The 18,028-nt window shown below is 60.0% G+C and carries 15 protein-coding genes, 1 tRNA gene and 1 pseudogene; 11 read left to right on the top strand and 6 right to left on the bottom strand.

The window, feature by feature from the left end; translation table 11 throughout:
* Positions 1-149: 149 nt before the first annotated feature.
* Positions 150-308: an entericidin gene (locus tag K9B32_RS14845; RefSeq protein WP_224563334.1), complete on the top strand. Its 159-nt coding sequence runs from the start codon at positions 150-152 to the stop codon at positions 306-308.
* Between the two features lie 131 nt (positions 309-439).
* Here the strand turns inward: K9B32_RS14845 and K9B32_RS14840 are convergent, their stop codons facing one another.
* The gene (locus tag K9B32_RS14840; RefSeq protein WP_224563333.1) at positions 440-619 is read right to left on the bottom strand and encodes a hypothetical protein; all 180 of its coding nucleotides are present in this window, start codon (positions 617-619) and stop codon (positions 440-442) included.
* 484 nt (positions 620-1,103) lie between these two features.
* Positions 1,104-3,329, bottom strand: coding sequence for a heavy metal translocating P-type ATPase (locus K9B32_RS14835; protein WP_224563615.1), 2,226 nt, complete (start codon positions 3,327-3,329; stop codon positions 1,104-1,106).
* 71 nt (positions 3,330-3,400) lie between these two features.
* Between K9B32_RS14835 and K9B32_RS14830 the strand changes: the two genes are divergently transcribed.
* Complete coding sequence (locus K9B32_RS14830; protein ID WP_224563331.1) at positions 3,401-3,823, top strand: MerR family transcriptional regulator; 423 nt, start codon at positions 3,401-3,403, stop codon at positions 3,821-3,823.
* Between the two features lie 175 nt (positions 3,824-3,998).
* Complete coding sequence (locus K9B32_RS14825) at positions 3,999-6,089, top strand: putative bifunctional diguanylate cyclase/phosphodiesterase (RefSeq protein ID WP_224563329.1); 2,091 nt, start codon at positions 3,999-4,001, stop codon at positions 6,087-6,089.
* 177 nt (positions 6,090-6,266) lie between these two features.
* On the opposite strand, the gene K9B32_RS14820 is transcribed toward K9B32_RS14825, so the two are convergent.
* Positions 6,267-6,881: an O-methyltransferase gene (locus K9B32_RS14820; RefSeq protein WP_224563327.1), complete on the bottom strand. Its 615-nt coding sequence runs from the start codon at positions 6,879-6,881 to the stop codon at positions 6,267-6,269.
* A 298-nt stretch (positions 6,882-7,179) separates the two neighbouring features.
* Between K9B32_RS14820 and K9B32_RS14815 the strand changes: the two genes are divergently transcribed.
* Positions 7,180-7,950: a siderophore-interacting protein gene (locus K9B32_RS14815; RefSeq protein WP_224563324.1), complete on the top strand. Its 771-nt coding sequence runs from the start codon at positions 7,180-7,182 to the stop codon at positions 7,948-7,950.
* Positions 7,951-8,190: 240 nt separating this feature from the next.
* The gene (locus K9B32_RS14810) at positions 8,191-8,415 is read left to right on the top strand and encodes a DUF2798 domain-containing protein (protein WP_224563323.1); all 225 of its coding nucleotides are present in this window, start codon (positions 8,191-8,193) and stop codon (positions 8,413-8,415) included.
* Positions 8,416-8,505: 90 nt separating this feature from the next.
* Here K9B32_RS14810 and K9B32_RS14805 read toward each other — a convergent pair whose 3' ends face one another.
* Entirely contained in the window at positions 8,506-9,714 is a 1,209-nt protein-coding gene (locus tag K9B32_RS14805) for an MFS transporter (RefSeq protein WP_224563322.1), read from the bottom strand.
* 258 nt (positions 9,715-9,972) lie between these two features.
* Here K9B32_RS14805 and K9B32_RS14800 point away from each other — a divergent pair, with 258 nt between their 5' ends.
* The 4 genes from K9B32_RS14800 to K9B32_RS14785 all read left to right on the top strand — a co-directional run bounded on the left by K9B32_RS14800 (position 9,973) and on the right by K9B32_RS14785 (position 13,764).
* A complete protein-coding gene (locus K9B32_RS14800) occupies positions 9,973-10,788 on the top strand; it encodes a chromate resistance protein ChrB domain-containing protein (RefSeq protein ID WP_224563320.1) in 816 nt (271 codons plus the stop codon).
* A 1-nt stretch (position 10,789) separates the two neighbouring features.
* Positions 10,790-12,199 carry a chromate efflux transporter gene (chrA, locus tag K9B32_RS14795; protein WP_224563318.1) on the top strand — a complete coding sequence of 470 codons (1,410 nt, stop codon included), beginning with the start codon at positions 10,790-10,792 and terminating at the stop codon, positions 12,197-12,199.
* Between the two features lie 179 nt (positions 12,200-12,378).
* Positions 12,379-13,578, top strand: coding sequence for a tRNA 2-thiouridine(34) synthase MnmA (gene mnmA / locus K9B32_RS14790; protein ID WP_224563316.1), 1,200 nt, complete (start codon positions 12,379-12,381; stop codon positions 13,576-13,578).
* 109 nt (positions 13,579-13,687) lie between these two features.
* Positions 13,688-13,764: transfer RNA gene (locus K9B32_RS14785), tRNA-Met, on the top strand.
* Between the two features lie 37 nt (positions 13,765-13,801).
* Here K9B32_RS14785 and K9B32_RS14780 read toward each other — a convergent pair.
* A pseudogene (locus K9B32_RS14780) lies at positions 13,802-14,493 on the bottom strand (integrase core domain-containing protein); the annotation flags it as partial.
* 227 nt (positions 14,494-14,720) lie between these two features.
* On the opposite strand from K9B32_RS14780, the gene K9B32_RS14775 reads away from it, so the two are divergent.
* Positions 14,721-15,362: a peroxiredoxin-like family protein gene (locus K9B32_RS14775; protein WP_224563314.1), complete on the top strand. Its 642-nt coding sequence runs from the start codon at positions 14,721-14,723 to the stop codon at positions 15,360-15,362.
* 1,191 nt (positions 15,363-16,553) lie between these two features.
* The gene (locus tag K9B32_RS14770; RefSeq protein WP_224563313.1) at positions 16,554-17,291 is read left to right on the top strand and encodes a membrane-anchored protein; all 738 of its coding nucleotides are present in this window, start codon (positions 16,554-16,556) and stop codon (positions 17,289-17,291) included.
* Positions 17,292-17,295: 4 nt separating this feature from the next.
* Here K9B32_RS14770 and K9B32_RS14765 read toward each other — a convergent pair whose 3' ends face one another.
* Entirely contained in the window at positions 17,296-17,679 is a 384-nt protein-coding gene (locus tag K9B32_RS14765) for an acyltransferase (RefSeq protein WP_224563311.1), read from the bottom strand.
* Between the last annotated feature and the right edge of the window lie 349 nt (positions 17,680-18,028).

Genomic DNA, 18,028 nt, shown 5'->3' with positions numbered 1-18,028 from the left:
TTGCTCCCAAGGCAATGAGAAAGCCCGGCGCGGGAACCTGCGCCGGGCTTTCTCGTTTTGCCTCTCGGACGACCAAGTTGATCGCTGTCACGCGGGCGACTATCGTTATCCTTCAGCGGTTTGTTCCAATATCAGTTTCAGGAGCTTCCATGACAAAGTCAGCCGTCGCTATTACCATTGCGCTCATATCGCTTATTGGGCTCTCTTCATGCGCAAACACGGCGAATGGACTCGCCAAGGATGGCAGGGAGGCGGGCAATGCGCTGGATGCTAGCACGCACCGCATTCTCAAGGCCGGCGCGAACTAAATCGCTCTGCCGGCCCTCTGCCTCCGCGTAGCGTAGCCCGCCAGACCAAGCGGGCTCGCGATCACTGCGGCGTTGCCGGAGCCGGAGTAGCCGGGGCCGGAGCGGCGGGAGCCGCAGGGGTTGCCGGAGCTTCAGCTGCTGGTGGCGTTGCTGGTGTTGCCGGTGCAGTCGATGCAGGCGGTGGCGAAGCCGGTTCGGAAGCCGTCGGCGCTGGCGCAGCGGGTGCAGTCGTGGTCGAGGAACTCTGTGATCTCGGCCAGTAGGTGGCTGCCAGGGCCACGATGACGACGATCGCTGCCAGTACAATCCATATGGTCTTACTCTTCGACGCCGACGTGTTCATCGGGTTTGGTTTGTTGAAATCATTTGTCATGTTACTCCTCCTCTAAACGTTAACTCCCTGGCGCGTAAAATGTTCCAATACGCGCAAATCTGCGTGATTGCTCTATGAGGCTGCCGGCGTGATGCGCTCGTATCGCCGGAAGCTCACAAGGGCTTGCAGGCGCCATCTTAGCGATTTTACAGTAACGAACTTCCAATTTACACTTGCTCGTATCTCGCTTCGCACCGCCGCTTCGCATGTATCTGGACCTTGACGGTGGGCGGGAGGCCAGGCTCGACAGCCTTGCTGCGGAAGATCTTTTCGATGTTGGGGCCCGGGTGCGAAGAGTATAACGGCAATCCTCTTTGTGGCTCTCTTCGCGCGCAATGAAGGTACAGCTGAAGCGGTAAGCGAACGAGCGGTGCCTGCGTGATCGGATTTCGCCGAGGATGGATCGCCGGTAACGGCGACCCTCACTCGACCGGTTTCAGCAGTCTCAGCGCATTGATGGTGACCAGCACCGTGGCGCCGGTATCGGCCAGAATGGCGGGCCAGAGACCGGTAATGCCTGCGATCGTTGTCACCAGGAATACGGCCTTCAGGCCGAGTGCGATGGTGATGTTTTCGACGATGTTTCGCATGGTGCGCTTGGAGAGCGCAATCATTGCCGCAATGTCGCTGACGCGGCCATGCAGGATCGCAGCGTCAGCGGTTTCGAGCGCCACATCGGTGCCGCCGCCCATAGCGATACCGACATCGGCGGTCGCAAGGGCAGGGGCGTCGTTGATGCCGTCACCGACTTTGGCAACGATCAAGCCGTCACGCTTCAACTCGTTCACGATGCGCTGCTTGTCGTCGGGCATCAGCTCGGCGCGTACCTCGATGCCGAGCTGCCTGCCAATGGCCTCCGCCGTGCGGTGATTGTCGCCGGTGAGCATCACGATCTTGATGCCTGCCTCAGTCAATTCCTCAAGGCCGGACTTGGCGTCATCGCGCGGTTCGTCGCGCATGGCGATGGCTCCCGCCAGCGTGTCGCCGATGATGAGCACGGACACAGTCTTTCCATCGTCATTGAGCGCGCTGATGCGGGTGGTCTGATCGGACGAAAGAGGAGTTCGTTCGCCGGCAGCCTTGGGAGATCCGAAAAACAGCGGCTGGCCCTCGACCGTCCCGGTCATGCCTTTTCCTCCCAGAGCCTTGGCGTCGGTCGCTGCGGGGAGGGTGATCCCCGCCGCTGCTGCCCTTACCAGGATCGCGAGCGCCAGCGGATGGCTAGATCCTGTCTCAAGCGCAGCCGCATACTTCAGGACTTCCGCTTCGTCCTTTCCAAAAGCGATCACATCGGTCACCTGCGGCTTGCCTTCCGTCAGCGTGCCTGTCTTGTCGAGGGCAACGGCGGTGACTTTGCCAAGGGTCTCAAGGACCGCGCCGCCTTTCAGCAGCAGTCCACGGCGCGCGCCCGAAGAAAGCGAGGCGGCAATTGCGGCCGGGGTCGAAATCACCAGGGCGCAGGGGCAGCCGATCAGCAATATGGCGAGGCCCTTGTAGATCCACTCGTCCCAAGCGCCACCGGCAAGAAGCGGGGGCAGGATTGCGACAAGAGCAGCGGCGACGACCACACCGGGTGTATAGTAGCGAGAGAAACGATCGATGAAGCGCTCCGTCGGCGCCTTGGATTCCTGCGCCTCCTCCACCAGCCGTACGACGCGGGCTATCGTGTTGTCGGCGGCCGCCGCCGTCACCTTGACCCGAAGTGCTGCGTCACCGTTGACGGTGCCGGCAAAAACCATGTCGCCTTCGCCCTTGCGCACCGGCGTGCTTTCGCCGGTGACTGGCGCTTCGTCGATTGCGCTCTCGCCGGAGAGGACGGTGCCATCGGCTGCGACACGGTCGCCGGGACGAACCAGAATGGTCGAACCGACCGCGAGGCTTTCGGCTGACACTTCCCGGGTCGTACCGCCCTCTTCAAGGAAGGCACGCTTTGGAACCAGCGTCGTCAGAGATTGGATGCTCGCGCGCGCCTTGCCGGCGGCGACGCCTTCCAGCAGTTCGCCGACCAGGAACAGGAAGACCACTGTGGCGGCTTCCTGGCCGGCATTGATGACCACTGCGCCCACCGCCGCGATCGTCATCAGCATCTCAATCGAGAAAGGGGTGCCCGCGAAGGCGGCGACGACGGCGCGTCGAGCGATCGGAACAAGCCCGACGAGCATTGCCACGATGAATGCATAAGGTGCAATTGCCGGCACCAGGTGACCAATAGCGTAGGCGACAACGAGCGCTGCGCCGGAAAGGATTGTTAGGCGGCCTTTCTTGCTTTGCCACCAAGGTCCGGCCATCGGGGCGTCGTGACCGTGCAGACCTTCAAGTGCGTCCGTCGCCTTTTCCTCTGCATGTTGGTTTTCGGCATGATCATGATCAGCGTGGTCGTGATGGTGGTGGGTATGGCTCGTCGGTGGGGTTTCCGCCGGCGACCTTCCGACGAGTTGCGAGACGGAATAGCCAAGGCTCGCCACTTTCCTCTCGATGGCGACAAGGTCGCTGTTGCCATTGTGGCGTACGGTCATCGTTCCTGCCGTCACGGAGACCGAAACGTCTTCGACGCCTGGCATACGCCGCACGGCCGTATCGATCTTGGCTGCGCAGCCGGCGCAATCCATGCCGTCAACCCTGTAACGGTTCTCGACCATTTCACCCATGATCCGCTTCCTTGTCATAAAGAAGCATCCTTCCTACATCCTCTAGCGACTAGAGGTGCAAGAGGAAAATCATGAAAAAGATCACGATCGGCGAAGCCTCCCGGAAAAGCGGCGTCAAGGTACCGACGATCCGCTATTACGAGAGCATCGGCCTCCTGCCAGAGCCGAACCGCAGCGAGGGCAATCAGCGCTCGTACGAGCTGGCGGATCTACGCAGGCTCGCCTTCATCCGTCATGCCCGAGAGCTTGGGTTCGAAGTGGAAGCAATCCGCACACTGCTGACCCTGCAGGACGATCCACATCAGTCCTGCGCTTCCGCGGACGCGATCGCCAAGGCCCGTCTGATCGAAGTCGAGCAGAGAATCCGCAGCCTGATGGCCCTGAAGGCGGAGCTGGAGCTAATGGTGGAAGGCTGCGGTCATGGTCGCGTCGATCAGTGCCGCGTCATCGAGGTTCTGGCGGATCACGGTCAATGTAGTCACCCGCACAACTGACGGTCGGATACTAGATCGGTAAGCTCAAAGAGACGACAATAGGCTGGACGATATACTGCGTTGCACAATACGAAGGCTTTGCGCCTAAAGTTTGTGCGAACTATGATTCTGATTTTATTTAGCTTTTCTGTCTATAACCTATCGATCCGCTGCCATTATTTCATGTGATTTCCTCATGACCGGTCTCCAGAAAGCATTTGTTCCGATCGATGCGCCGAATGATGATTTTCAGTCGCTGTTTGCAACCCATCCGTCGCCGATGTGGGTCTACGATCCCGGCAGCCTTCGCTTCCTGATCGTCAACAACGCTGCCATCGATCTCTACGGCTATTCGCGCCAGGACTATGCGCGCATGACGGTCCTCGACATTAGGCCGGAGCAGGAGCGCAAGCGAATGCTCGATGCCGTGCAGCGTCGAACCGACATGGAACGCGCCGAGCGTTGGACGCATCTGAAGGCCAACGGCGAAACCCTTGAAGTGCTCACCTATGGACGGGCGGTTCGTTTTGACGGGCGGGATGCGATCCTGGCGATTGTTCAGGACCGGACCGAGGTCAACGCAGCCCAGAGGCAGGTGAGCGATACGCGCTCGATGCTCGACAGCATCGTCGACAACCTGCCCGTCGGCGTCTTTGTGAAGGATATGGAAGAAGACGGACGCTATATCCTTTTCAACGAGGCGTGCGGCGGCATCGTCGGCTATGATCCGAAAGACATTGTCGGCAAGAGCGATCGCATCCTATTCGACGACAGGCAAACGGACATCTTTCGCGAGCAGGACTCCAGGGCTCTTGGGGCCGGAGCAACCATCAGCTTCGAGGAGACGATGCAGCGTGCCGATGGGACACCGCGGATTCTGCGGACGATCAAGCGTGCACTCCCTGCGCTGGATGGCGGAGCGCCGCGCTATGTGCTCGGCATTTCCCGCGACGTGACCGAGGAGCGATCGGTCGAGGCCCGCCTCGCTTACATGGCAATGCATGATGCACTGACCGGCCTGCCGAACCGCGCATTCTTCGCCGATCATCTCCAACGGGAAGTACGGATTGCCACCGTGGAAAACCCGCTCGCGCTGCTTTACCTCGATGTCGACCATTTCAAGCACATCAATGACAGCAAGGGCCATGCGGCGGGCGATGCACTGCTCTGCCAGGTCGCCGCACGTCTGATGCAACTGGTGGCGGACGGCGACCTCGTCGCTCGTCTGGGCGGCGATGAATTCGCGCTCCTTCTGTGTTCGGAGCAACGCGAGAGCATCGAACGCTTTGCCGAACGCCTGCTCAGGTCGTTATCGGCCCCGTTTGATCTCGACGGTGTCAACGAGCACGTCACCTGTAGCATCGGCATTGCGCTTGCGCCTGAGCATGCCGAGGACGACGATGTTCTGATGCGGAACGCGGACCTTGCGCTCTACGCAGCCAAGGAAAGTGGCCGCTCGACTTACCGCTTCTATCTGCCGGAAATGCGCCTGGAAGCAGAGCGCCGGCACATGCTCACGGCCGAACTTCACGAGGCGCTGCTAAAAGGTCAGTTCGAACTTCACTACCAGCCGATCGTGCAACTTGATGACGATGGCCTTGCGGGCTTCGAGGCCTTGATCCGCTGGCGCCATCCCGTTCGAGGACTGGTCGCGCCGATGGAATTCATTCCTCTCGCCGAGGAGACCGGCCTCATCGTTCAGATCGGTGAGTGGGTGCTGCGCGAAGCCTGCCGCGCGGCGGCCGCCTGGCCTAGTCATTTGAAGATCGCGGTCAATCTCTCCGTGTGCCAGTTCCGGCACAACAGCCTGCTTGCGACGGTCGTCTGCGCACTCGACGAGACCGGCCTTCGTCCGGAACGCCTCGAGATCGAGATTACCGAATCCGTCTTTCTTGCCGACGTCGAGCAAAGCCTGCCGCTGCTGCGGGCATTGAAGGAACTTGGCATCCGCATCGCCATTGACGATTTCGGCACCGGCTATTCGTCCTTCAGCTACTTGCGGGCCTTTGCCTTTGACAAGATCAAGCTCGACCGCAGCTTCGTCTCTGGCATTGAAACGGATCCGGGCAATCTGGCGATCGTACGTGCGGTCGTCGGTATCGGCTCCGGCTTCAATGCGACGACGCTTGCGGAAGGGATTGAAACCGAGGAGCAACTGCAGAAATTGCGCGCCGAAGGCTTCAGCGAGGTGCAAGGCTTTCTGCTCGGCAGGCCGATGATACAGGCCGAGGCGCAGGCTCTGATCGAAGGCGGCGCCTCGCCCTTGCCAGTCGGAGCTCGGGGCTGAAATCGATCGCATTCAAGGTGTCGGCAGTCATGCTGCGATGGCATTCCTGATGGCGCAGCAGAAAGAATGCCGGGCAGTGATGCAACGTGGGCCTCCGTGAGACTTCCTGCCGGCAGCAACGGTGCGACGATGCTGCGCGACATCAGAGTTGCTCCCAACACTCAGCTAATCTCGGTTTCATCGGTCGAAGCGACTGACCTCGATGCCGCTGCCGACGGGCAGAAGCACACTGGTAATGCCCGGCTTAGCCCGGATAGCTTTGCCGTATTGCCTGACGTTCTCGTCGCCCGGGCGCAGCATGTTGTCGGCAACGACGATCGCGCCCGGATTGAGCTTGGGATAAAAAGCCTCAAGGCAAGGCAGGTACAAGTCTTTCCAGAGATCCACCAGGACAAAGTCGATGCCACCCCTGAGTTCGCCGATCATCTGGACGGCGTCGCCGATCCTGAAATCGATCCAATCGGCAAGCCCGGCCCTTGTCGCCATCTCCTTGGCGTGTGTCGACTTGTACTCGTGCAACTCCATGGTGATCAGGTTGCCGCCTGCGGCCCGGGCAGCTTCCGCCAGCCAGATGCCGGAATAGCCGAAGGATGTGCCGAGCTCGAGAATGAGCGGCTGCTTGAGGCTCTTGGCGAGAATGTTGATGAACTGCCCGGTTTCGCGGCCGACCGCGCGCAAGCGCATGTCCTGCCCTCCATCGCGACCGCCGGGCGGAAGCTCGCGTGGGCTGTTTTGCTCCTCGCGGATCATGGCATGATAGGTTTCAAGCACGTCCTGGATCTTGCTATCCATCGTTAGTTCCTCGCTCGGGCGGCGTCCTGAGGTAAACCGCTCCAGAGCGGCCCGTCGGTTGGCGAGTTTTGACCGGCTGGAACTCCCGCGAAAGTTAAACTTTCGCAACAATCGACATTTGCTGGCGGCTGTTGTTGCAGAGCCTTGAGATGTCGACTACATCAGGTTCGTCAATGGCCTGGATATCCTGGCCACGTAAGCGTTAACGTCACTCAACGCGTATGATCGAACGGCTCTGCGGCTTCGATCTGCGCGACTGTGTCCTGCGGATCGAGGTGAAGAGCCTCTGAAGGACACAATGGATAACAATCAAAACCCAACTCACAGCCTGCCAGCTCCCCCGGTCGAACGGGTTCGTCACGAACTGCGTCGCCGCTCTCTGACGGTCGCCGAAGTCACCGACATCACGCCGTGCATGCGCCGCATCGTCCTCACGGGTGAAGATCTTGCGCACTTCGTCAGCCTGGCGCCCGATGACCACGTGAAGATTTTCGTTCCCGCGGCCGAGGGCGAAGCGCGCCGCGACTACACGCCACGGCGGTACGACACCAATGCCCGCACATTGACCATCGACTTTGCCTTGCATGAGGCGGGTCCAGTGACCCAATGGGCGATCGATGCGTCTGCGGGCGATACGCTCTCAATCGGTGGGCCGCGCGGCTCAGCGGTGGTCTCCGCAAGTGTGACCCGGTGGCTGCTGGTCGGCGATGAAACTGCCCTGCCAGCCATGGGACGTCGGATCGAGGAAAGCGACGCCGATACAACGATCACCGCGATCGCGGCGGTGACCGGTCCGGCAGAGAGACAGATCTTCGAAACAAAGGCGGACCTGTATATGCATTGGGCGGACCGTCCCCTTTCGGATGCGACGGACGCCTGGCCGCTCCTGAACATCTTGCGCAGTATAGACATCGAGCCCGGGACGTTTGCTTGGGTCGCGGCAGAGGCTTCGGTCACGCGCGCCGTCCGCGAGTATCTCGTGACCGAAAGAAGCTACCCGCTGCACTGGATCAAGGCGTCCGGCTATTGGGTGAAGGGGAAGGCAGATACGACTGAGAAGTTCGACTAGGAGCGGGCTGCGAGGCAGGCGACGGCTCGCTGTTCCTTTGGCCCTGTCGATTGACAGACTCTGTAAGCCGCAATAACCAGAGCGGGGCGAAAAATGATCGGCCGGCTGGTTATTCCGGCCCTCGCACCAGCGGGGATTAGACGCCAGAAGCGAACCCACGGCACCTGACCTTATCAAGAGGCGGTGCTGTGTCTTCGAAGAAGGCTTCTAGCGCAGTCCACCTCAGCGTGGAGAACAATAATGACCGATACAAAGACCCTGCTGATCGCCCAACTGCTGATCGCTTGCATGATGGCCTTTTGCACGACGGGATTGTTTAGCTTCCTGAAACGTGGACTGACAGCCGAATGGTTGCGCGAATGGCTGAAAGCCTTCTGCACTTTCTGGCCGATCGCATTCTGCCTGTCGATTTTCGTGGGCAAGCTTTCCTTCAGGATTGCCGGCCGGATCACCGGTGGTCGCTGATCAACGATCCGCGTGTTCGCTACCGGGCACGCGGATTTTCGTTGTGAGGTTCGTCATTTATTCAATATGCCGGATCACCAGCTTCTGGCTTTAGGAAGCACTTCTTAGTCGCTTCCTCAGCGGCAGCAGCGAAAGGCCGGCGAGCAGCGCGAAGGCCGCGCCGGCGAGGAAGGTCATCTGGTGTCCGCCCCAATCCCAAAGCGCACCGGCAAGCACGCTCGCTGCGAGAAGCGCGACACCGGCAATCAGGTTGAAGATGCCGAAAGCGGTTCCGCGCAGCTCGGCGGGTGCGGCATCCGCAACGAGGGTGGCTAACAACCCTTGCGTAAATCCCATGTGGAGACCCCACAGCAATACCCCGATCCCGAGGCCCGCCAACCCGGGAAGAAGCGCGAGGCTGAGGTCGGCGAGAACGAGAAGCACTAGCCCGACAATCAACAGTGTTATTCGGTCGACACGATCCGCCATGACGCCCGCGGGGTAAGCCGAAAACCCATAGGCAATGTTCATGACGATCAGGACGATCGGCACGAACATGACGGGAAGTCCCATCTGTTGGGCGTCGAGGATGAGGAAGGCTTCGCTGAAGCGTGCGAGGGTGAAGACTGCGGAGACGGCAACGACCAGCCAGTAGATCGCAGGCAACCGGACGAGTTCCGAGCCTCGGAGCGGCAGCCGGGCGCGTCGCTGGTCAGCATGTGGCGGTTCCTTAACGACAAAGAGGATGATCGCGACGGAGCAGAACGCAGGGATGACCGCGATCCAGAAGACTGTCGAATAGTGGTCGGCGGTCCACCACATCAAAACAAGAGCCAGCGCTGGCCCAAGGAATGCGCCGACCGTGTCGAGCGACTGGCGCAGACCGAAACTTGCGCCGCGGATTTCCTTCGGGCTGATATCGGCGATCAGGGCGTCGCGCGGCGCCCCCCTGATGCCTTTCCCGATGCGATCTATGAAGCGGGCCGCCACCAGCCAGCCCAGCGACGGCGCCAGGGGAAACACCGGCTTTGTCAATGCAGCCATGCCGTAGCCCAGGGCGACCAGCAGCTTTCGCTTGCCAAGCCAATCGCTGAGTGCTCCGGAAAACACCTTGGTGATGGCGGCGGTCGCCTCGGCAATACCCTCGATCAGGCCGACTGCAAATGCCGAGGTGCCGAGGACGGCAACCATGTAGACCGGCAGCAGCGCGTGGATCATCTCCGAGGAGATGTCCATGAACAGGGAGACGAAGCCAAGAGCCCAGACGCCTTTCGGGATTGCCCGCAGGGCCGCGGGTCTTGAGCCGGCAACGTCGACCATTCGAACGACCTTTCACAAACTAACCCGCCATGGGTTTTCTGCCTTTGAAATCTGACGGCGACCTGAAGACCCCTTCAGGCTGCTGCGGCATCGCCCTGGTTCAGTCGTTACATCTCAGTTGTCCGGCAGCGCAAGCAGATGGAGTGTTGACATAGCCCATCCACCGTGGATCATATGGCTCATGGGGTCGCGATCACCCCACGAGGCGCCAGCCGAAGAGTCGCGTCCAACGAAACCGCTAAAACGGAGGGACGCGCGATGCCGTCATTCACCGAAATCTCGAGCGATAAACTGAACCGCCTCATCGGCACGCCGGGTGCGCCTGTCTTGATCGATGTGCGCAATGATGAGGACTTTTCCGCCGATCCCCGTCTCATCCCCGGATCAGTCCGCAGGCCATTCAAGGATGTGGTCCAATGGGGCGCTGAAATTCAAAGCCCGGCCATCGTCGTCTGCCACCATGGCGCCAAGCTTAGCCACGGCGTTGCCGCGCATCTTCGCGTCATGGGGGTGCAAGCCGAAACACTCGAAGGTGGGTTCGAGGCATGGATCAAGGCAGGCGGTCTCGCGGTGCCAGAGGATAAGCTGCCGTCTCGCAACGCGAGGGGGCGGACGGTTTGGGTCACGCGTGCCCGCCCGAAGATCGACCGTATCGCGTGCCCCTGGTTGATCCGCCGCTTCGTGGATCCCTTGGCCGCCTTCCTGTTCGTTCCCACCGCGGAGGTGCTGATGGTCGCCGATCGGTTTGGGGCAACACCATTCGATATCGAGGACGTCTTCTGGAGCCACCGTGGCGATCGATGCTCGTTCGATATCATGGTGGAGGAGTTCGCCCTTCAATCCGGGCCGCTCCTTAGGCTTGCTACAATCGTCAGGGCTGCAGATACCGCAAGGCTTGATCTCGCGCCCGAAGCGGCGGGATTGCTGGCAGCCTCACTCGGGCTTTCACGGATGTTTGCCGACGACCTCGAGCAATTGGAGGCAGGCATGACCTTGTACGATGCCTTCTATCGATGGTGCCGGGACGCGACCGAAGAGACCCACAATTGGCCCTCCGTGAAGAAGGGAAGCTGAGATGGTCAACCCTGTCACCGAAACGCACGCGGAGGGTACGGCGGACAACACGAGCCACGGCATCTCGTTCGGCGAGGCGCTTCGCGTCTGGTTGCGTGTGGCGGCGCTGAGCTTCGGCGGCCCGGCCGGGCAAATCGCCGTCATGCATAGGATCGTCGTCGACGAAAAGAAGTGGATCGGCGAACAGCGCTTTCTGCACGCCCTGAATTACTGCATGCTGCTGCCTGGGCCCGAGGCGCAACAACTCGCCATCTACATCGGCTGGCTTATGCACAGGACGGCAGGAGGGCTTGTGGCCGGCATCCTGTTCGTTTTGCCCGGCTTCCTGTCCATCCTGGCCCTCAGCTACGTCTACGTGCTGTTTGGAAGCGTCGACGCCATCGAAGGCATGTTCTTCGGTCTCAAGGCCGCGGTGCTTGCGGTCGTCGTACAAGCCGTCATTCGGATCGGGGGCAGGGCGCTCAAGAATCCTGCCATGGTCGCTATCGCCGCCGCCGCATTCATAGGGATCTTTGTTCTTCATGTCCCATTCCCGCTGATCATTCTGGCTGCGGCGATGATAGGTTTCGTGGGTTCCAAATCCGGCTCGAGCCTTTTCCAGGCAGGCAATGGCCACAAGGCAGCCTCCGGCCGTGTCCTGGCTGACGCCGACTCCGCTCTTGGCGGGGAAACGCCGGTCCATGCGCGGCCGAACCTGGTGTGGTCGCTGAATATCTCGGCTGTCTTGCTCACGCTTTGGCTCGGGCCGCTTCTGCTGCTTTATGCCTTCCGCGGCGGAGATGATGTGTTCACGCAGATTGGCGTCTTTTTCAGCAAGATGGCCGTGGTGACCTTCGGTGGCGCCTACGCCGTGCTTGCCTATGTCGCGCAAGAGGCGGTTCAGCACTATGGCTGGCTGCGGCCGACGGAGATGCTCGACGGGCTGGGTATGGCCGAGACGACGCCAGGACCACTGATCATGGTGCTCCAGTTCGTCGGGTTCATGGGCGCCTATCGCGATCCGGGCAGTCTCGATCCGATCACGGCAGCCACGCTGGCTGCGATCCTCGCGACGTGGGTGACGTTCGTACCGTGCTTCCTGTGGATCTTTCTCGGCGCGCCATTCATCGAAAAGCTCAGGGGTAATGCGGCGCTCGCGAGCGCGATGTCGGCCATCACCGCTGCCGTGGTCGGCGTCATACTGAACCTTGCCATCTGGTTCGGTCTGCACTTCCTGTTCACCGAGGCGCGCATCCATCGGTTCGGCCCCATATGGATCGAGCTGCCCGTCTGGTCGTCGCTAGCCCTGCCGTCCTTCGTTCTCAGCGTCGCCGCAGCCATTGCGATCTTTCGGCTTAGAATGTCGGTTATTCCCACACTGCTCGGATGTGCGGTGGCTGGGATGGCTTGGAGGCTGTTCGGGATCCTGTGAGACAATTGCGCAAGGGTTGAAATCTATCTCCGAGATCTCCGCAAATTCCCCGCCTCTTGCGCCGGAACCCAATCCTTTCTATATCCTCGCCAACGAAAGTCCGGCGGCCGATCCCGCGGACATGAAATCCGCCGGCTCTGATGGGCGGATCGCAGCAAGCTTAGAATTGGCAGCCACCCGTGAACACACTGGATTTTGACAAGAAGCCGGAAGATACCCGTGTTGTCGTCGCCATGTCCGGCGGCGTTGATAGCTCCGTGGTCGCAGGCATTCTCAAACGCCAAGGCTACGACGTGCTCGGCATTACGCTGCAGCTTTATGATCACGGCGCGGCCGTTCACCGCGCCGGTTCCTGCTGTGCCGGCCAGGATATCGACGACGCCCGTCGCGTTTGCGAGACGCTCGGCATCCCGCACTACGTGCTGGATTACGAGAAGCGGTTTCGTGACACGGTGATCAATCCGTTCATGGAAAGCTATGTCGCGGGCGAGACGCCGATCCCCTGCGTCTCGTGCAATCAGACCGTCAAGTTTGCCGATCTGCTCGCGACCGCGAAGGAACTCGGCGCCGACGCGCTGGCGACGGGCCACTACATCCGCTCGCGGCCCAATCCGGTGCCTGGCAATCCCGGCCGCCGCGCCCTTTATCGTCCTGCTGACGCCGACCGCGACCAGAGCTACTTCCTGTTCGCGACCACGCAGGAGCAGATCGACTATCTGCGCTTCCCGCTTGGCGGCCTGCCCAAGGCCGAAACCCGCAAGCTTGCTGAACAGATGGGCCTTGTGGTCGCCAAGAAGGCTGACAGCCAGGACATCTGTTTCGTGCCGCAGGGCAAATATTCCGACATCATCAACAAGCTAAAGCCGAATTCGGCGCTTGCAGGCGAGATCGTCCATCTCGACGGCCGCGTGCTGGGCCAGCATGAAGGCATCCTGCACTACACCATCGGCCAGCGCCGCGGGATCGGCATCGCCACGGGTGAGCCGCTCTATGTCGTCTACCTCGATGCCCGGTCCCGCCGGGTCATCGTCGGGCCCAAGGAAGCGCTGGAGACACACCGCGTCTATCTGCGCGATGTCAACTGGCTCGGCGACGAACCGCTTGCTAAGGCTGCCTCGGACGAAGGCTTCGCATGCTTTGCCAAGGTCCGCTCGACGCGTGCCCCAACACCAGCCGTCCTGCACGCCGATGCGAGCGGCATCTATGTCGATCTAGCGATCGGCGAAGCCGGAGTTGCACCGGGCCAGGCCTGTGCGCTTTATTCAGCGCCCGGCGACGACGCCCGCGTTTACGGCGGTGGTTTTATCGAGCGCTCCGAGCGGGAACCGGCAGCGGAAGCCTCGCTGAAGGCGCTGCTGGCCAGCTCCGTCGCCGCCTGAAAAAGCCTGTGGCATTTTCTCGATCATGTGCTTGACACAAAGCCGAAGCGCACCTTATAAGCCGCTCATCCCACGGGCCACCGCATTGCGAACGGCACCGTTGATCAGTGGCGGAGTAGCTCAGTAGGTCAGAGCAGAGGAATCATAATCCTTGTGTCGGGGGTTCAAATCCCTCCTCCGCTACCACACGTCCCCGGTCCGTTCTGGACACATGGGTTACGTTTTATTCCTGAGACATAGGTAACACTTTTGGACCGAAAGGGTTCGGCAAAGGTTCAAGCCTGCATGTTTCATCATCGAAGTATCCCAGATCGTAATCCATAAAGCTTGTAAGCCAGATCTGGTCTTCGACCTGTTTGACGCCGACGGCCTGACCGGCGAAGACCAGACTGAGATTGATCGTCTTCCGCTTGTAGCAGATGCGTCCGCATGTTGTGACGGTGACTGTCTGGTCGTGGAACGGGTAGTCGAGATCGGGTAGGCCGTGGTAGGCGCGCGGTGAAGCGTCGTAGCGCTCTGCCGGGCAGGCCATGTTGAGCGCCTCGTGCGGCCCCTCCTGATTGAATTCCCTGACGAAAGCGTCGAAGCGGGCCTGCTGCTGGAGAATGTTTTTGCCAGACGGCTTGGTCGCCTCTTTCTTCAGCGTCAGGTGCGCGCTCATGCCGGCCGTTTTGTTGGGGACGGCCCGGCCTGATGCGCTCCAGCGTGATGCCGAGCGCAGCCACCAGACCGACAGCTTCGACAGATTGTAGAGCCCGTTTGGGCTGGACAAAGGCAAGCCGTCGTCGCTGCGGATCGCGAGCGGCAGGCCATGTTCGGCAAGCAGCCGCCGGAATGCGTCGAGGCAACCCGCTCTCGCGTCGACTCAAAGGCTTCGCAGGCGAGAAGATAACGTGACGCCTGGTCGGCAAGGGAACGACGCGTGTCTGGAAGTCCATTCGGCCTCGCCGCCGTGTCGTCCCATGGCATGGATCACGATTCGCTGTTTACCGCTTGCCCGCGGGCCACTTTGAGGCCATTCTCAGATCGGATCCTGGCTATGCGGTAAGACGAGAGGTCAGGCCTTGCAACGCTCAATCTCGACCTCGAAGCACTTGCCGTGGCGCCTTATCTCGACTGATCCCTGAGCGAGGAGGTTGTCCATGTCCACGGCCTATGTCGACCATCCGCTGCAACCGGGCGACCGGGCTCCGAACGTTGTGTTTGATGCGATCTCGCGCGAGGGGAAGATCGCACTTGATGATTTTCGTGGCCGCAGCCCATTGTTGATCGGTTTGTTTCGGGGCCTGCATTGTCCGTTCTGCCGGCGCCATGTCGCGGCCATGGCACATCTCAACCCGATGCTGCGTGAGAAAGGCGTCCAATCCCTGGCGGTTGTAAACACCCCGGTCGAACGCGCGCGGCTCTATTTCCGTTACCATCCGATACCCGATCTTCTTGCTGCTTCCGACCCGGTACGGGCTTCGCACCAAGCCTTCGGCTTACGCGAGGTCGGGATCGCCACGGTCATGGCGATACGGATCGATCTTCCGGGCGAGTTGCCCGAGCCTATGGGTGTGATGGCAATGGACGAGTTTCTCAACAAGAAGGAAGGATATCAGATTACGGAAGCCGATCAGCAGATGATGACTGCCGACCAGGGGCAGCTTGTCGGTCAGTTCCTAATCGACCGGGAGGGCATCGTACGCTGGAGCTTCACTGAAGTTCTGGAGGCTGGGCTCCATACATTCAAGGCACCGAATTCCGAGGAATTTATGTCGGTAGCTTCCCAAGTCGCACATTAACAACGAAAAAGGCCGAAAGCGGACCATTCATGCTGTAAACCGTCCTATAACGAACTGGGGGGATGGGTGAAAACGGTCCTCCGCTACCATCTTTATTACAGATAGTTCTGTGTTTGACCGAGCCGGAAAGCTACCCTTTGTAGCCGGTCGCTTCATTGCGAAATTCTTCGAGATTATGATCAACGGACTTGACGCGCTGCCGCTTGTTCCGACCGAATAGCGGTGGCCAAAAGTCGTAAACTCGGCGCGACCAAGGTCCAATGCCGACCTTGCATCGTTCACCTATATTTCCGTTGCCAGGGTGCTCCCGGTGGCTCGGGCCGGTTGAGGGGGATCGCGTCGGTTCGAACCAAAGGGAACCTCGCAGTTCGGCTACCGCAGGCTGCAAGGTTCCCCTTTTGAGACATCGAGAAAAGAAGTCGGTCCCATTAGCGGGGCCCTGAGACTGGTTCACAGGGCCTGGTCCATTCCTCAGGGTCACACGCCAAGTTGCTCGAGGAAGGTGTACGCTTGACCTGCGACGGGCAGCCCGATCAATATACGCTCACTCCGTCTTACTCGCCACTGATGTTCAAGGCATCGGGCGCTAACGCATTGGCAAGCGCGATCGATAGGCCCTCACGCGTCCGGAAGCCGGCTTCGATCAGGTCAAGCGCCGTGGCGATTACTGCCCGAGCGCACTCACTTTCCGGGTCTATTTGGTTTGTTCGGCACCAGGCTTGGATGACGGACGCGAGGACTTCAGCCTCTCCATTGTCCAGTGTGAATGTAGGGAATTGCATGGTGGCGTTCCCCATAACGACAAGAGCGCTAGACTCTTGATCGGACCGTGCCGTGCATCTGGTCCAACGCGATATTCTACGCCTCATTCTCAAGGCGGTCATTAAAAAAGCCTTGCGATCATGGCGGGCAGAACTCGTCGACGGAAAGGTCGCGCTCTCGCCCGAGTGGATGAAGAAACCGCGATATTGGCCAGCGGAGTCTATGGAAACTCTGCCGCCGCCGCATTTGTGAGGGCAGCTTCTTGCGCAATATCCAACCCGCCACTAGCATCGCATCGAGTGCAGGACGGAGGCAGTGCGCTGAGGCGGGATCTACTGCTTCTTCTTGCGACGGCATTGTATTTCGCGATCGTGATCATCGTCGAATTTTAGTAGACCGGGAAACGCGCCGAGGAGGGGACAGCAGAGCATGTCGTACTTCGAAGAGCTGATAGGCGCTAAGCGCTATTTAAATCGCTGGCTAAGGTATCGGTTGGCTGCTCCGCGAGTTCCAAAGTTGGAGCGCCTCTTTCTCGGAAAAACCGTCGTGGTCGCTGGCTCCGCACCCTTTTCCACGAGGCCTCAGGGCTGGAACGATTCATTTCGCGTACTGACGATAAATGCCTCCCAGGTGGCGGCCCAGGGTTGGTTAACCCAGCCGCCTGACGCGACATTGATGCAGTTCAATCAGATTGAAGGGCTCAATGCGGCCGCGGTCGAGGTTCGCAAAGTGCTCCAACATAAGAAAACAGGACTACTTTGCGTTCTCAATTGGCGGCATGAGCTCGATCGGCTCGTGAGAGGACTTGATACATTCGACTACCGTTATAACGAATTGATGCTGATAAGCCGTCATGAGCGCATCGCCCTGATGCATCGGATGACAGGAAGACTGAATCTGGAATTGGAGGGCGAGGCCAAGTGGTCAAACGGCATCGTTGGTGCGGCTTTGGCACTCGCAAGTGGCGCGGCGAATGTGATTCTCACCGGCATCGATCCGCTCTCGAAGGGCCACCAATACAATTCGCTAAATCTTTCTCGCATGCATCAAGAAACCGACCTGCAAGCGCTTCAGATATTCCGTGAGCAGAGGCTCCCGGTCTTTACCGCCGACCCGCACGTCGCTCAGTCTACGAAACTGGCACTTTGGCCTTCTCGAGGGATCTAGCACTTCAACGTCCACGGAGTCTGACCAGCCGAGCCGGCGCGCCGACATAGATGCCGCCAGGAACCGTGGTTCCCTTGACGACGCTATTAGCTCCGATCACGCAACCGCGACCGATATGAGCGCCGGCCAAAATCTTAGCGCCGGCTCCGATCCAGACGTCGTCCTCAATCACGACCGGTGCTTTCCGTAGCGGTTGGTCCTTTATGGGGGCAACCGGATCGTCGAAACCATGCTCGAAAGAAACAATCGCGGTTTGAGCAGCGATCCGTACGCCATTCCCGATGCGGATACCCCCGTGGCCGAGCAGTACCGCAAAGTCGTTGAGCGAAACATTGTTGCCGATCTCGACGCGTCCGCTCTGGGCGTCAATCACGACGCCGTAGCGCATCGAGACGCGATCGCCAATTGCTATCGTTCCTTTACGCCATCTGAAACGTGGCCAATACAGCATTTTGGGTTTTGCTCCGATCGTGAGGCGCCCACCGGAGAAAACCGAGTAAAATTTAACGAGCGCGCCAAGGTTCACTGCTTATACCGGGGCGAACTGCGGATCCATCGCGAGCGCCTTGTCAAGCCACATTCGGGCATACTCGACATCCTGCCAGTTCTTGAACCTAGGGCCGCCTTTGGTGTAGTGCCCTTAACTTCGTCGGCAATATCTTCGCGGGAATTCCATAAAATACAGACCGAAAGTTCTGCCACCAGCCCTCTCCCTTGAATTGGCCTCTGCTGAGGGT

Source organism: Rhizobium sp. 3T7, assembly GCF_020166565.1.
Taxonomy (GTDB): Bacteria; Pseudomonadota; Alphaproteobacteria; order Rhizobiales; family Rhizobiaceae; genus Rhizobium.
This window is presented reverse-complemented; position numbering and strand designations above follow the sequence as displayed.